Source organism: Runella sp. R5_40, assembly GCF_057652295.1.
On sequence record NZ_JBYFCH010000001.1, the window covers coordinates 520,443 to 534,551 of the forward strand.

Below are 14,109 nucleotides of genomic sequence, written 5' to 3' on the forward strand. Positions count from 1 at the left end.
ACTAAAGTGTAGCAATCAATTTTTGATTAAGCACTACGTAGTCGTCATTTTTAGCTTCTTTGGCCAATTCAATCGACTTCATCGCAGTTGCTTTTGCGCCTGCTTTGTCACCTGCTTTTGCTTGGATTTTAGCTTTCAAGTGCATTACCCAAAACGCCGTAGGCTGCGCTTCTACCGCTTTATTTGCCCACTCCAACGCTTTGGTATTGTCTTTTCCGTTGTCGAAATAATAACTAGCCGCTTGGAAATAGGGACGGCTATCTACGGTCATGGCCGAGTTGATTTGCGCCATGATTTTGCTGTCGATGTCGGCTACAACGGGGAATTCTACCGCTGTCGTCTCCCACAAAATTTGTACACTTGCTGATGAAGCCGTTAAGTTGCCCAACAAAATTGTGAACGATTCAATGTTCATTGGCAATTGCATAGGCTTCACTTTAAAACGAGCTACGTCGTCTTCCGTTTTGTAACCTGTCAAACCTGAGTTGTTTGCGCCTTTGTTGATGATGATTTCCCATTCATTAGCATTTGGCACCGAATAGATAGCATACGAACCTGCTTTTACGGGCATTCCACCTACTTTTACATCTTCGCCAAACGTGATTTTAGTAGCGCCATTGGCACCTGTTCTCCAGATTTTTCCAAAAGGCACTAAGTCACCAAATACTTTACGGCCTTTCGCAGCAGGGCGTGAGTAGTTGATTTCGATAGAAGAAAGAGCAAAATCTTGCTTGAGGGTTTGGGTTGGACTAGGAGCAGGCGTCTTGATTCCTTGCGCCATTGACCCCAACGAAATGAGGGACAAAAGAAGTACAGCGACTTTTTTCATTTGAATTTTTAGGATTTTGTTTTGGGAAATAAACTAATACATTCGATAGGCTATTAGCTATTCTACAAACTCATTCGGAGGCTAAAAAATTCACCTGCCTACGTTTTTAATCCTACTTTTCCTGACCTACGTCATCTTTTCCCCCGCAGAATATCGCGACTTTTGAAGAGGTATGCTTGCGTATCTATGTTTTTGATTTTACTAACAACTGCTTTCACATGGCCAAACAACACACCTTTCATATTCCTGTCATGGGGCTGGGGTTTACAATGGAAACACCCATTAAAGTCGCTCGTTACGGGATTTCGTCGGTGATTTCAATCATCGAAGACGAACTCATGGAACGCCTCCGCGAATTATACAGTCCGTGGGTAAACGATTCTTTTGCCCCCATCGCTCCCCACGAAGAAGATTACCGCGCGCGTCGGATTGCGTCGTACCTCAACTTGGTCAATCGTATCGTCAAACAACAAATCGAAACGTTGCGAAACCTTCCTTTTTCCCTTGGAAACGACCTCGTGAAGTACTTTGAACTCCTTCCTGACGACTCACCCGTCAAGTTTATTTACCAGAAAATGACAACGCTCGAAGACGGCCCTGCCAAAGTAGAGCTTCAAGAACAACTTCGGAGCGAAGTAAAAGCAGGGGCTATCGACGTCAATATTATGTCCAAAGTCGATCGTAATACCTACACCAAAGACGGCGAAATGCTTCCAAAAGAGTTTTCGGATGCGTTGTCGAGTTTACGCGGATTTGCTACCAGCGAATTGGAATCGTCAGTGGTGTTTTCGGCAGGTTACAACCCGCGTTTGTACGCTTACATCGACACCTTCCCCGACTTTTTGCCCGACGAAACGGGGCGGTTGAAGAAAAAAATTATCCTAAAAGTAAGCGACTACCGTTCAGCGCTTACACAAGGAAAAATATTAGCAAAAAAAGGTTTATGGGTTTCCGAATTTCGGATTGAATCGGGCCTCAACTGCGGCGGGCACGCGTTCGCTACCGACGGCTTGTTGTTAGGCCCCATCATGGAGGAGTTCAAAAACAACCGCGAAGCCCTTGCCGAAGAACTTTGGACGCTTTGCAACCAAGCCCTAACTGCCAAGGGAGTACCCACCTTTGCGACCGTCCCACACCTTCGGATTACGGTACAAGGAGGCATTGGCACGGCCAACGAAAACCAATTTTTGCTCGACTACTACCAAGCCGACGCCACTGGCTGGGGGAGTCCGTTTTTATTGGTTCCTGAAGCAACCAGTGTCGATGAGGTCACGCTTCATCAACTCGCCACGGCCAAGCCCGACGATTATTACTTGAGTCACGCGTCGCCGCTTGGGATTCCGTTCAACAATTTTCGTAAAAGCTCCGCGCACCTGCAAATTGAAAAACGCATTGCCAAAAACCGCCCTGGAAGTCCCTGCTACAAGAAGTTTCTGGTGTCCAATACCGAGTTTACCGAAATCCCCATTTGTGCCGCCTCTCGCCAGTATCAGCACCTCAAAATCAAGCAATTGCAAGAACAAGGACTACCTACCACCGACTACGAAACACAACTTGCGACAGTAGTCGAAAAAGATTGTTTATGTGAAGGGCTAGGTGCTTCGGCTTTGTTGAAAGACGGTTTGGCCCCCGCCCACAACTTAAAAGCAGTATCGGTATGCCCAGGCCCTAACTTGGCGTATTTTTCGGGCATATTTTCGTTCAAACAAATGGTAGACCACATTTACGGACGCACTAATTTGCTCAATTCGGTGAAGCGTTCCAATTTGTTTGTGAACGAACTGCGGATGTACATCGACTATTTTGAGAAAGATTTGAAGAAAAATACCGAACAGCTTACGACCAAAAAACTTCGGTCGCTACAGTTGTTCAAAGCCAATCTTTTGGAGGGGATTTCGTACTATCAGCGGCTGATTCCTCACCTCAAAAACGAGGCCGAAAGCTACTTAAATGAAATGCGGGCGGAGTTGGCGCAGTTTGAAGAAGCCGTGCAGCAAATTGTTTTGCCCGTGTAATATACAACTTCCCGAAAGTTCAAACCTCCCGAAAGTTTAAAACTTTCGGGAGGTTCCGTTTTTTATTCAATCACCTTAGGCACGCGGAAGTACGTTCCGTCTTGCGAAGGCGCATTGACCAACGCTTGTTCTCTAGGCAAGTGATTTCCGACCACATCTTCGCGCATCACGTTGATTTCGGCCGATATATGCGTCAGAGGTGCTACATCTGTCGTATCCAATTCATCCAACTGCTCCATCCACGACAACACGCTTTCTAGGCTTTTCAACAACGGAGCTTCTTCTTCGGGTTTCACTTCCAAACGCGCCAAATGCGCAATCTTGTGAAGCGTATCTTTATCTATTTGCATTCTCTCAATTTTTCCACAAAATTATCACTTTATCCACAATTTGAAGGAATCAAAAATTATTTTGGTGGAAAACTGCAACCTTTTTTCTTCTCTTGCATTATGGATTCAAATTGTTATTGAGTTTGAAAACCGTCGCTGACCCCATAAACGTCTCCCAACCCCTCGATGCGCAAGCATTTGGGCATCTCTATGATGCGTATTATTCCAAAATTTTTGGATACGCTTTTCGTCGGGTAGGAGATTATGACATTGCCCGCGATGTGGCCGCCGAAACGTTCTTGAAGGCATTTTTAAACCTAAAAAAATACCGTTTTGAAGGACACCACATTTCGGCGTGGTTGTACAAAATTGCCACCAACGAAATCAAGCTCTTTTTTCGTAACCAAAAATACCGCCCCGATTTGTTTGGACAGTTATCGGACGATATGCTTTCTGACCGCGAACTGCTCACCGTTTTTGAACGCGAAAAGAACGAAACCGAGCGCCAAATGGCCGACTATGAAGCATTTGCCGATGTACAACGTCACCTCAAAACCCTTGACATCAAGTACCAAGAGGTGATTGCGCTCAAGTATTTTGAAGAAAAAAGCATTGCCGAAATCAGTCTTATTTTAGACAAACCCGAAGGCACCATCAAGTCGCTATTGTCGCGGGGCATCGACTATTTACGGCAAAAATGCGGCTAATTACCCAACCACTTTAACTCAAGTTGGCCATGGAACCAATGGACGAATTCGAAAAAAAATTACAAAACCTAAAAAAACCTCAGGTGATGACCGAACATCAAGCGTATTTAAAATTACCCATCCTCAACACCCGCAAATCGGCGGCCATGGGCTGGTGGCTGGTGGCACTTCCATGTTTGTTGCTGGCCTGCGTTGTCATGCAGCTCGTCTCGGGCGGTAGCATTCGCGTCTTGGACATGCTATTCAGCACCCTCGAAGCCTTTGACCGCTCGCACGGCGGCTGGTTTTCTCCTTTGGTCTTTGTACTTTTTCCAATGGTAGCGGCGGGGATGAACCTGCTCTCGCTCCTCAACGTGCTTTACGATGCCGAACGCCGTGAGCTTATCATCACAGTCAAAGTACGTTTCTGGAATCTTTTCTTGATTTTTGTGGGATTTGGAGCTGCCCTCTTCATCGGATTCCACGCGCTTCTCCAGCATTTCCATTGATGTTTTCAGGCTCATTTTTTCATCCATATACTATACAATCACCACTTTTATGCACTGGTTTGTTCGAAAAGGTATTTTTTTTAAGCCCACCTCCCCCGTTGGTTGGGCATTATTTATCCTTGTAGCCATTTACGCTGTCCACGCGTTGATTGAGGTCAATGAACATTCACATTCGACCATGGAAACAATCATAAACTGGTTTTTCAGGGTGATTTTAGTAGGCGTTGCCTATACCATCGTAGCATATTTTATGTCAGAAAAAGAGTAGTTTGTCCACGAGCAAGCGTGCTGATATGGGAGTTTATTGTATTTTTGTCAAGACCAAGTAGTCGCTTTTCTTTTCAAGCTATTGTCTTAAAAAACCTTGAAAAGATTATAAAACTGGGTATCAACAAACGTCTTTCCCATGAGCATCAAGTACGATAAACACATCGGCACCAAACAAAAAGCCCTTCGCATCAACTTAGACCGCCGCATTTATGGCTCTTTTGCCGAAATCGGGGCGGGGCAAGACACTGCCGCTCACTTTTTTAAGGCAGGAGGTGCTTCAGGAACCATCGCCAAAACCATGTCGGCCTACGACATGAAGTTTAGCGACGAAATTTACGGTCCCGAACCCAGCGGTCGCTACGTGGTAGAATCGCGCTTGATGAAAATGATTCAGCACGAGTATGACCTCGTCGAACAGCGTTTGGCCGAAAAGCGCGGCGCCGATAGTTTGTTTTTTGCATTTGCCAACACCGTCGTTGCCCTCAATTACCAAAAAAGCAACGAAGGTCACGGCTGGCTCGGGCTGCGTTTTCAACTCACGCCCCGTGCCCCATATAACGACGTGGTGATTCACATCAAAATGCTCGACAACGACAGCATTTTGCAGCAACAAGCCCTGGGGGTGATTGGGGTGAATTTGATTTATGCTTGTTTTAATTACTACAAATCGCCCGAAACGTTGTTGATGTCGTTGATGGACGACCTCGGCCCCGACCGTGTCCATATCGACATGATTCGGATTCAAGGACCTGATTTTAAACACGTTGACAACCGACTTTTAAGTTTGTATTTGGTCAAACACGGCTTTACCGAAGTAGCCATGTTTGGCCCCGACGGGCAGGTATTGCAGCCGTCGGAAGCCCTCTACAAAAAACATATTTTGCTACTGCGCGGGCGGCTTCGTCCCATCACCAACGTCCACATCGATATGCTTCGCAATGGCCTCAAACAGTTTAAGGCTGAACCCGACGTGGACGAGAAAAAAGTGATGATGGTAGCCGAGCTGACGCTCCAAAACCTCCGTGGCCTCGAAAAAGACATCAACGAGAAGGATTTCCTCGACCGCGTGGACGTGCTGAGCTCGATTGGTCAAACGGTAATGATTTCCAACTACCACGAGTATCACCGTTTGGTGGCTTTTTTGGCCAAAACCACCCGCCTCAAAATTGGGTTAGTGTTGGGAGTTCCTAATTTGGAGTACATTTTTGAAGAAAGTTATTACCAAAACCTCCCAGGCGGCATTTTGGAGTCGTTTTCGACCTTGTTTAGTCGCAACGTGAAGCTGTTTGTGTATCCTACGTTTAAAAACGGAAAACTGTACAACTGCCAAAACTTCGAGTTGTCCACCAATTTGCAGCCGCTTTTCCACTATTTGGTGTGCAATGATAAAATCGAGGACATCCGCGACTACAACGAAGAAAACCTACGGATTTCGACCGACCGCGTTCTCGAACTCATCAAGCGAGGCGAACCTGGTTGGGAAGAGAGCGTACCCACCGAAGTAGCCGACATGATTAAAAACAAGTGTCTGTTTGGGTTTCCGTGCGTAGTGTATGAACCCAAAATGGCCGCGCATATTCACCAAGCGGTGGGGAACTTGTAGAGGTAGGGAAACTTAGATACCATAGTTTTACCTTCCTCAGAGGAATGAATGGAGGTAGAATAGTGATTACATTGTCTAAAACATCATCATATTTTGGCTTAGATATGATTATGGATTTTATGACTTACGTTGTAATACTCTAAGCTTGACAGCTCAACCATTTTTTTATTTTACCACTCTGCTGTATATTTCTTCAACTTTAGAATTCCATCATTAGATTGAAAACAAGGATTATCAGGCAAATATTTACTTAAAACCTCCTTAGCTGCCTTTCTGAGTTCTGTTTCAAACTCTTTTTCATCTATTGTATCTGAAAAAATAACTTCTTCATTGTAAACCCCTTCTATAAAATACCCGACCGATTTGTCTAAAATTCTAAACGAAAAAGGGCCATCCATGAAAAAATAATGTCCTTCAATTCCTGTTAACGTATTTTCCAACCACCAATTCAAAATAGTAATAGGAAAATCATTCCAACATTTTTCAGGAAAATACCTCATTCCAATTCTCAGGTATATTACCCCAACAATTTGGCCTGCCTTAGTTTGTTCAAGGTTTTCTATCACTAAACGTATCATAAAAAAATACAATCAATAATGTTGGCTGTCGGTAGAGAAACCCATCAATCTAGAACTACTCTTGATTTGATTAATTTCACCTTTTTTTTCTTTTTAATAGGCCACAAATGAACCATATAATAATCTTGACCATTTATTCCCATTTTGTCGATTGTACCTGCACCTCCATAGTAAACTCTAACACCTACTAACGAAAACCCTAAGAAGTACTTTTCTCGCTCTGGAAAATAATCAAAATTACCCATTATAAATATCATTTCTGAAGGAGCCTCAAAGGAACATTCTGAAATTTGGTCCCAAGCATTAGAATCAATCATAGGCTCCTCTTTAAAAATCTCAACATGAACTGGCACTCTAGCATCTCTAAAAGTTCCGATGACCACAAGTCGTTCATCAAACTTAACAGATAACATCCTTTCTTGGTCTTTTTCAGTCCACCAATCCGCACCAATCTCGTCTTCTGAGACCTCTAAAGTCACATCTTGCAACATAAATTGATAATATGCTGCATCTAAGTTTAAAGAGTATCGCATGATTTATTACATTCAAAAATATCCCACCCTTTGCCAAGTACTGTTTTGGAATAGAATTAATTAGTACAGTTTTTTATTTTCAGCACTGATATACATACAACGTTAAAAACGCAGATTTCTCTGATTTTGAGCTTCCTGCTTTTGAAAGAACGCCTTAACACCTAATTTTGTGCATAAATTGTTCATTATGCACAGAATCATTGTTAGTTGTCTTTTAGTCATTTGCGCAGGGATAGGGTTGAGTTCGTACGCACAGCAAACGGCTCCCAGCCCTGTGGGCCTTCAACGAGACACTACCTACCGCGCCGACACCGCCGCTGTAGTCATCACCGCCGCCGTCCGTATCTACGACTTATCGCACGTTTCGGTTTGCCCTGGCAGCACCATCTTTGTCCCGTTCGACTTCGATGGCAAATTTGAAGAAAAAAATCGCTTTTTGGTTCAGATTTCGGACGTATCAGGACGGTTTAGTACCATTTCTGACTCCCTTCGACATGGCCCCGCCCGCATTGTCCTTCCCCAAAATCGCGCGGGTTTGGTCGCTGTTCGCGTGATTTCAACGCATCCTAGCGTGGTCAGTACACCTACGCGCCTGATGGTCTTGCCTTTGCCCCAAGCTAAAATAGAAACCAACGACGGCGGAAGTATCGCTAAAATTGGCCCAGGCCAAGCCGCCACTTACCGCGTATCGCTCACGGGAGCCGCTCCTTGGTCATTCACCATTTCGGACGGCACCGTTGTCACCAATACCTTGGTTAACCCCTACGTAACCCAAGTAAGCCCCAAAGAAACCACTTCGTACAAAGTTACGTCCATCCTCAATGCCTGCGGAAGTGGTACTAGCTCGGGCGAATTGGTGGTACAAGTAAGCCAAGATACCTTGCCCGTCATTGCCCTCAAAGCCGTGCCCAAAGCAGGATTTCGTATTTGTACAGGAACACCCTTTCAAATCAATTTTAACGCGACGGGGAAATACAACATTGGCAACGGCTTCGTCGTCCAACTTAGCGATACCACAGGACAAAATTTTACCAACATTTCCGAACTCGCCACCGAAAGCCCCATCATGGCCAAAACGCCTTTTTCGTTGAAGGCGGGCAATTATAAACTTCGGGTCGTTTCTACTTTTCCAACGATTTCCAGTGATACCGTCGATGTCAACGTTTCGGCTCCAGCCACAGCAACCCTTCGCCGCGACTCGCTCGAAATCCCCGAAGGAGGCTCTACCAACCTTACCGTCAATTTTGGAGGTGGTGGTCCTTGGTTTGTCTTGCTATCGGACGGCACGTACCAAAACGACATTCGGGTGACGCCCTACACATTAAAAGTAAGTCCTAACGACCCAACGACTTATAAAATTACGTCGGCGGGAGGCTATTGCGGCGTGGGAACGTTTTCGGGGACAGCCGTGGTCAAAGTGAAAATTCCACCTGCGACCATCTCCACGGGTAACCTTTCGGATAAAATCATTTGCTCGGGCACAGAAATTACCGTGCCTTTCACGACGACGGGGCGTTTTGAGAATGCCAATAAATTCATTGTACAAATTGCCGATACAAGCGGTAAGTGGGTAAACCTTCCTACCGTAGGAGGATTAAGTGCACTTCGTGCCAAGATTTCCCCACCGTTTCTCAAAGACACCCTCACTACGCATCAATTACGCGTCATTGGTACGTTTCCATTTACCGAGGGGGTTCCTACCAATATCAACGTGATGATGCAAAACGCGGCTTCGGCGGCCGTTACGGGCGGGGGAGTAATTCGGCCTGGGGGAGCGGCTCGGATCCGAGTAGCGTTCAAAAATGGTTTGCCGCCTTGGTCGTTTGTGTTGTCTGACGGAACTACCGTAAACGGTACCTTCATCAATCCCTACCAAATTACGGTCAACCCTCGTACTACCACCGAATACAAAGTAGTATCGCTCAACAACACCTGCGGAACAGGCGTAATTAACGGTCCTTCTGCCACCGTGACTGTCGATACGAATTAAGAGGGATGTACGTCTGATTGCTCACGGAATGTGCGTCTGGTTGCTCACAACCAGACGTTCGGGTTTTTAGACCTTCCCGAAAGTTTTGAACTTTCGGGAAGGAAGGTGATAAAGGTCGGGTTGTGAGCAACCCGCTGCACGTTAATTTTTCTTGCGATAATCGCCGCGAGAGAACGTTTTTTCGATAAAGCAGTACATCAAAATAAAGAAATAACGACTTCCCATTTCTTTGATTTTGAGTTTCGATTCGCCGTATTTACGATTAGTCCAGCTGTTGGGAACCACAGCGTAGCTATATCCTCGCACAATTGCTTTGAGCGGCAATTCTACCGTTAAGTTAAAGTGAGGAGAAAGAAAAGGCTTGAGCCCTTCCATGGTTTCGCGTTTGTAGAGTTTGAAGGCATTAGTGGTATCGTTGTACTTAATACCCATCACCATCCGAATGATAAAATTGGCCAAACGGTTGATTACTTTTTTGATCGTCGGATAATCATACACATTGCCGCCTTTTCCCCAACGCGACCCAAACACTGCATCGTAGTTTCCTTCGACCATCTTTTTGTAAAACTTCACCAAGTCTTCAGGGTCGTCCGATAAGTCGGCCATAAAAACCGCCACACAGTCGCCCGAAAAACGCTCAAGGCCATAGCGAACGGCGTACCCAAAACCATTCGGCCCAGGGTTGGTTTCGTAAACTAAGGTCGGAATTTCTTTCGACAGCTCTTGTAAAACCTGTAATGTTTTATCTTTTGAGTTGTCGTTGGTCACCCAAATCTCGTGCGGGATGTCGTACTTCGACAACGTTTGGTATAACGTGCCTAATGTTTGTGGCAAAGAATCTTGTTCGTTATAGGCGGGTATGACAACGCTTAATTTCATCTATGTGGCAGGCCCGCTTTCGCTACGACAATTGTCTGGGCGCGGGCGTTTTATGAATGATTTTGAGAGAATGACCCTAAGAGGATTATACAGCAAAATTGGGTCATTTTGACCTAATTTCCAATTTTTTCCAGTAAACGGTCGTAATACTGCAAGGTTTTCTGAACCGTATCGTCGTAAATAAAATCAAGCCATTCGTTTACATCGGCAAACATTTGGCGTCGGTTTTGGAGAAAGTACGGGTTGGTCGTTGCGTGAACATGGCTGAGTCCTCCACGGTGTTTTCGATATTTCCCCATTATTTCGGGCAAATACCCAATTTTCCCGCGCGCTGCCAATTGAATCACCAACGCCCAATCGCCCGCCGCCGCGCGATGATGCCATTCGGCAAAATCTTCGGTAAGGAAAAAATTTCGGTACAACAAACTGGCCGTTCCAATAAACCAACGGTCTTCCAACACATCTTTTACCGTAGAAATCGCCTTTTGGTCGAGTTCATTGAAGGGGTGGCTCGGGGAATTATCTTCGTAAATTACCTCTAAATTATGGTGGCAAATGGCAAAATCTGGGTGAGCTTCCATAAAATCGACTTGCTTTTGCAACTTCAGCGGGTCAGTCCAGTAATCATCCCCTTCGCAAAGCGCCACGTAATCGCCTTGGCAAGCTTTGAGCAAAAAAAGCACGTTGTTTCGCCCGCCAAACTCCCGAGGTTCTTTCGGTCCTAAGTTTTCGGGATGCAGATACGCCCTGATTTTATCAGGAAACCGCTCGGCGTATTCCCGAATGATACGCGGGGCTGCGTCAGTAGAAGCATCGTCGCCCACCACAATCTCAAATGGAAACGTCGTTTGTTGCATCAACGCTCCTTCGAGCATTTGTGCAATGTATTTTTCGTGGTTGAAAGTGGGAACACAAACGCTAACTTTCATCGGGAAGATTCTTTCAAACGGTGAGGCAACAGCGCAAAAAAGCTATAAACATTCATCATCCACTTTGGAAGCACGTAATCTCGGATAACTTCTTTGGAAATTTCGCGGGGTGGTTGTCCCAATTGAAGGTATTTCAACGCCAACCTTGCGCGGCGGAAGTAGCTTTTTTGATACTGCTTGGCATCCAGAAGCATACGATAATAACGTGCGATGTTGAGCCGTAGCAAATCATGGTGGCGATAATCAAGCTCTTTATCAATGCCTTCGTACATCGCAATTCGGTTGTACAAAAAGCGCGCATCGCGGTAGTGATCTTTAAAACTTGCCCCTCCCCTATTTTTTCGATACACCGACATTACGCCTGGCACGTACCCAATTGGGCCATGCTTGGCCAAAATCACGTAACGAGGAATATCTCCACTCGACGATTTCAAAAACCAATCGGGATAGTGCATAATGCCATTTTTAAACATGACTGCTGACGTTGCCATGAACCAAATTTCGTCTTCTCCTACCAAATCTGCCGCCGTAATGACTTCTTTCTGGTCGGGCGAATTGAGTTCGTGCGAGGGCGTACCGTCTTCGTAGGTAATGAGGGCATTATGAAAACAAGCCGAAAAATCAGGATGAGCCTCCATGAAATCGACTTGGCGTTGCAGTTTCTGGTCGTCGGTCCAGTAATCGTCCCCGTCCATCGGGGCAATGTACGTTCCTTTGGCCAGTTTGAGGGTTTCGATGGTATTGAAAAGGCCATTTTGCCCCAAGTTTTTGGAATGCAAAACGGCCTTTACTTTATCAGGATATTTTTCTTGGTAAGCTAAAATAGTTTCTTGCGCACCGTCCGTCGAGCAATCGTCTCCTACCAATATTTCAACATCGAAATTTGTTTTCTGAGACAACGCACTTTCAATGGCTTTGCCAATAAATTGTTTCTGGTTGTACGTAAGAATCGTGACGCTTACTTTAATCATACGGCAGGTGTTGGTGAAGCAAAAACAGCTTCAAGTTGTTCTACAGTTGGAAAATTTGGTGTCACCAATTCAGCCTCTGGTTTGTATATATAGGCCATTGGGTAACCTCTTTCAATAAAAGTGGCTTCGGCCAAGTTGTTGTAACGAAGCTGTACCGACCAACGAATGTTATTAGTGATATTATTACCCGATTGGTGTACTAAAAAGGCTGAGAAAATCAGCAAATCTCCTACTTGGAATTCGGTTTGGACAAAATCCTCGTCGTTCAGTTGAGCGGTAATTCCTCCTTGATATCCCGACGTACTCGACTCCAGCAGTCCCCACGTATGACTACGCGGAATCACCTGTAATGCTCCCAAGTCAGCCCCTGCATCCACCATCGGAAACCAAATCACCGTGCTATCGAGCGAGCCTTGACCCGTACGCCAGTCTTGGTGGGCATCCAATTTCCAGTGTTTGCTACCATCTTTTGACAAAAAACGGCTGTTGAACTGCATGGCAGGACGCGCGCCTACAACGGGTTGCTCGATGCCTACTTCTTTTAAGAGACTGACAATTTTCTCGCTCACAGCAAACTGGTGAAGCGACAAGCTGTGCTGTACCGTAACGCCTGTATTTCGAAATGCAGTAAAGTCTTTTTGAAAAAACTCAAACATAGCGTTTTCAAAGGCGTCGCGGTCGTCGATATCAACCGTACGGCCTGTAACGTGCTTTATCTGAACGGCAAATATTTCACGCGCTTCGCGGTAGATGTTTTCCACCACGCTTTTATCTAAGAAGTTACGAATGAGTAAAAACCCATCTTGACGAAATTGCTCTGCTAATGTTGACATGGTACTGATTTGTTTGGTTTAACAACCCCCAATGTTACGAATCACGGCCTTTTGAAAGAATGACCTTGGTCAAAAATCAAAAGTAAAGTTACAACAAACCTTCCAACTTTTAGTCTTCCCACACGGCATAGCCAAAACCAGCCGCTCCGAAACCGTTGCCATTGTACAATAGGTATTTTTTACCCTTGTGTTCGTAGCAATAAGCGTAGTCAATCATGTTGTAATCAAAGTCACCTGGCGTCTCTGATTTATGAATACCTACCAAATGGTCTTTTCTCTCCCAATGCACTCCATCCACCGACTCGGCATAGCCAAGGCGGTAGCTTTGGTTGCGGTCGGTACGGTAGTCGCGCGTGTGGCGGAATGAATAGTACATTTTATAAACACCATCTTCCTTAAATACACTTGGACGACCAACGGCGTGCAAGAAATCGTCAAAATCGAGCGTTGGTACATCGCTGATATTCCAGTGAATGCCATCGGTAGAAGTGGCCGACTGACAACGATAGTAGGGCTCAGGGTAGCCGTGAATGTACTCACATTTATGCCCTGAAATGTACCACATCCGCCACGTTCCATCTTCTTCGCGCATTACTGATGGCTGCGCTGCCCAAATGGGATTCTGAATGCTACGGTCCATGATAGGCCCCGTAAACATCTTATTGAAAGTCAGTCCCCCGTCGTGACTTACTGAAAGTCCCATCGAAAGGCGGTACGAATTGTGGGTACGATTCCAACCCGTGTAGTACAACCAAATATCGCCGTTGGGCATATCGACAAACCACGCTGGCATGGCGCCCGTTTCGTCGTATTCACCTGGGCCACCAAGCTCCAATACAGGCTTGTCGTGGATGTATAAAATCTTTTTAGGGTCGTCGTAGTCCACGTCGATAAACGTAGGACGCGACTGCCCTTTGTCATCCCGTGACGAAAAATAAATACGTAAAAAATCAGGGTGCTTGTACGCATACGGCACTTGTGCGTGCGAACGACTGTGCGCCAACGACCCATCTGGTTTATAAATTACTCCCTTTTTTTGCCAAGCCATTTTTGTTTGCAGTTTACTGTTTTCAGGTTTTCTGCTTTGTATTTTGATACTGTATCATCTAGTCGGTTGTGAGCAACCCTTTGCACGTACAATCTGTTTTGCGTCTG

At 45.5% G+C, this 14,109-nt stretch carries 15 protein-coding genes; 6 read left to right on the top strand and 9 right to left on the bottom strand.

Going from position 1 to position 14,109, the window contains the following annotated elements:
* Position 1: 1 nt before the first annotated feature.
* Positions 2–829 carry a DUF2911 domain-containing protein gene (locus tag AC23N5_RS02265; protein ID WP_487754332.1) on the bottom strand — a complete coding sequence of 276 codons (828 nt, stop codon included), beginning with the start codon at positions 827–829 and terminating at the stop codon, positions 2–4.
* Between the two features lie 218 nt (positions 830–1,047).
* Between AC23N5_RS02265 and AC23N5_RS02270 the strand changes: the two genes are divergently transcribed.
* Positions 1,048–2,844, top strand: coding sequence for a hypothetical protein (locus AC23N5_RS02270; RefSeq protein ID WP_487754333.1), 1,797 nt, complete (start codon positions 1,048–1,050; stop codon positions 2,842–2,844).
* Positions 2,845–2,906: 62 nt separating this feature from the next.
* Here the strand turns inward: AC23N5_RS02270 and gatC are convergent, their stop codons facing one another.
* The gene (gene gatC, locus AC23N5_RS02275) at positions 2,907–3,194 is read right to left on the bottom strand and encodes an Asp-tRNA(Asn)/Glu-tRNA(Gln) amidotransferase subunit GatC (protein WP_183978239.1); all 288 of its coding nucleotides are present in this window, start codon (positions 3,192–3,194) and stop codon (positions 2,907–2,909) included.
* Between the two features lie 122 nt (positions 3,195–3,316).
* On the opposite strand from gatC, the gene AC23N5_RS02280 reads away from it, so the two are divergent.
* From AC23N5_RS02280 to AC23N5_RS02295, 4 genes are all read left to right on the top strand, one after another.
* Complete coding sequence (locus AC23N5_RS02280) at positions 3,317–3,880, top strand: RNA polymerase sigma factor (RefSeq protein WP_183978237.1); 564 nt, start codon at positions 3,317–3,319, stop codon at positions 3,878–3,880.
* Positions 3,881–3,966: 86 nt separating this feature from the next.
* Positions 3,967–4,368, top strand: coding sequence for a hypothetical protein (locus AC23N5_RS02285; RefSeq protein ID WP_487754334.1), 402 nt, complete (start codon positions 3,967–3,969; stop codon positions 4,366–4,368).
* A 49-nt stretch (positions 4,369–4,417) separates the two neighbouring features.
* Positions 4,418–4,636, top strand: a complete 219-nt coding sequence (locus AC23N5_RS02290) for a hypothetical protein (protein ID WP_183978233.1) — start codon at positions 4,418–4,420, stop codon at positions 4,634–4,636.
* Between the two features lie 138 nt (positions 4,637–4,774).
* Positions 4,775–6,241, top strand: coding sequence for a TonB-dependent receptor (locus tag AC23N5_RS02295; RefSeq protein ID WP_487754335.1), 1,467 nt, complete (start codon positions 4,775–4,777; stop codon positions 6,239–6,241).
* 170 nt (positions 6,242–6,411) lie between these two features.
* On the opposite strand, the gene AC23N5_RS02300 is transcribed toward AC23N5_RS02295, so the two are convergent.
* Positions 6,412–6,819 (bottom strand): hypothetical protein, encoded by a 408-nt coding sequence (locus AC23N5_RS02300; RefSeq protein WP_487754336.1) that lies wholly within the window; start codon positions 6,817–6,819, stop codon positions 6,412–6,414.
* A gap of 44 nt (positions 6,820–6,863) precedes the next feature.
* Positions 6,864–7,352, bottom strand: coding sequence for a hypothetical protein (locus tag AC23N5_RS02305; protein ID WP_487754337.1), 489 nt, complete (start codon positions 7,350–7,352; stop codon positions 6,864–6,866).
* A 187-nt stretch (positions 7,353–7,539) separates the two neighbouring features.
* On the opposite strand from AC23N5_RS02305, the gene AC23N5_RS02310 reads away from it, so the two are divergent.
* Complete coding sequence (locus AC23N5_RS02310) at positions 7,540–9,342, top strand: hypothetical protein (protein ID WP_487754338.1); 1,803 nt, start codon at positions 7,540–7,542, stop codon at positions 9,340–9,342.
* Positions 9,343–9,483: 141 nt separating this feature from the next.
* Here the strand turns inward: AC23N5_RS02310 and AC23N5_RS02315 are convergent, their stop codons facing one another.
* The 5 genes from AC23N5_RS02315 to AC23N5_RS02335 form a co-directional block, all read right to left on the bottom strand.
* A complete protein-coding gene (locus AC23N5_RS02315) occupies positions 9,484–10,221 on the bottom strand; it encodes a glycosyltransferase family 2 protein (RefSeq protein ID WP_122932564.1) in 738 nt (245 codons plus the stop codon).
* Between the two features lie 113 nt (positions 10,222–10,334).
* Positions 10,335–11,150, bottom strand: coding sequence for a glycosyltransferase family 2 protein (locus AC23N5_RS02320; RefSeq protein ID WP_487754339.1), 816 nt, complete (start codon positions 11,148–11,150; stop codon positions 10,335–10,337).
* Positions 11,147–12,121 (bottom strand): glycosyltransferase family 2 protein, encoded by a 975-nt coding sequence (locus AC23N5_RS02325; RefSeq protein ID WP_183978225.1) that lies wholly within the window; start codon positions 12,119–12,121, stop codon positions 11,147–11,149. Before AC23N5_RS02325 ends, AC23N5_RS02320 begins: the two co-directional genes overlap by 4 nt.
* Positions 12,118–12,954: a phytanoyl-CoA dioxygenase family protein gene (locus AC23N5_RS02330; protein ID WP_487754340.1), complete on the bottom strand. Its 837-nt coding sequence runs from the start codon at positions 12,952–12,954 to the stop codon at positions 12,118–12,120. Before AC23N5_RS02330 ends, AC23N5_RS02325 begins: the two co-directional genes overlap by 4 nt.
* A gap of 109 nt (positions 12,955–13,063) precedes the next feature.
* Positions 13,064–14,002: a glycoside hydrolase family protein gene (locus AC23N5_RS02335; RefSeq protein WP_183978221.1), complete on the bottom strand. Its 939-nt coding sequence runs from the start codon at positions 14,000–14,002 to the stop codon at positions 13,064–13,066.
* Positions 14,003–14,109 lie beyond the last annotated feature (107 nt).

Bases quoted from the DNA above. Each gene is read 5' to 3' on its own strand.
- AC23N5_RS02335 (WP_183978221.1), bottom strand. From the start codon at position 14,002: ATGGCTTGGCAAAAAAAGGGAGTAATTTATAAACCAGATGGGTCGTTG.
- AC23N5_RS02305 (WP_487754337.1), bottom strand. From the start codon at position 7,352: ATGCGATACTCTTTAAACTTAGATGCAGCATATTATCAATTTATGTTG.
- AC23N5_RS02270 (WP_487754333.1), top strand. From the start codon at position 1,048: ATGGCCAAACAACACACCTTTCATATTCCTGTCATGGGGCTGGGGTTT.
- AC23N5_RS02265 (WP_487754332.1), bottom strand. From the start codon at position 829: ATGAAAAAAGTCGCTGTACTTCTTTTGTCCCTCATTTCGTTGGGGTCA.
- AC23N5_RS02310 (WP_487754338.1), top strand. From the start codon at position 7,540: ATGCACAGAATCATTGTTAGTTGTCTTTTAGTCATTTGCGCAGGGATA.
- AC23N5_RS02315 (WP_122932564.1), bottom strand. From the start codon at position 10,221: ATGAAATTAAGCGTTGTCATACCCGCCTATAACGAACAAGATTCTTTG.
- AC23N5_RS02325 (WP_183978225.1), bottom strand. From the start codon at position 12,121: ATGATTAAAGTAAGCGTCACGATTCTTACGTACAACCAGAAACAATTT.
- AC23N5_RS02330 (WP_487754340.1), bottom strand. From the start codon at position 12,954: ATGTCAACATTAGCAGAGCAATTTCGTCAAGATGGGTTTTTACTCATT.
- AC23N5_RS02320 (WP_487754339.1), bottom strand. From the start codon at position 11,150: ATGAAAGTTAGCGTTTGTGTTCCCACTTTCAACCACGAAAAATACATT.
- AC23N5_RS02290 (WP_183978233.1), top strand. From the start codon at position 4,418: ATGCACTGGTTTGTTCGAAAAGGTATTTTTTTTAAGCCCACCTCCCCC.
- AC23N5_RS02285 (WP_487754334.1), top strand. From the start codon at position 3,967: ATGACCGAACATCAAGCGTATTTAAAATTACCCATCCTCAACACCCGC.
- AC23N5_RS02295 (WP_487754335.1), top strand. From the start codon at position 4,775: ATGAGCATCAAGTACGATAAACACATCGGCACCAAACAAAAAGCCCTT.
- gatC (WP_183978239.1), bottom strand. From the start codon at position 3,194: ATGCAAATAGATAAAGATACGCTTCACAAGATTGCGCATTTGGCGCGT.
- AC23N5_RS02300 (WP_487754336.1), bottom strand. From the start codon at position 6,819: ATGATACGTTTAGTGATAGAAAACCTTGAACAAACTAAGGCAGGCCAA.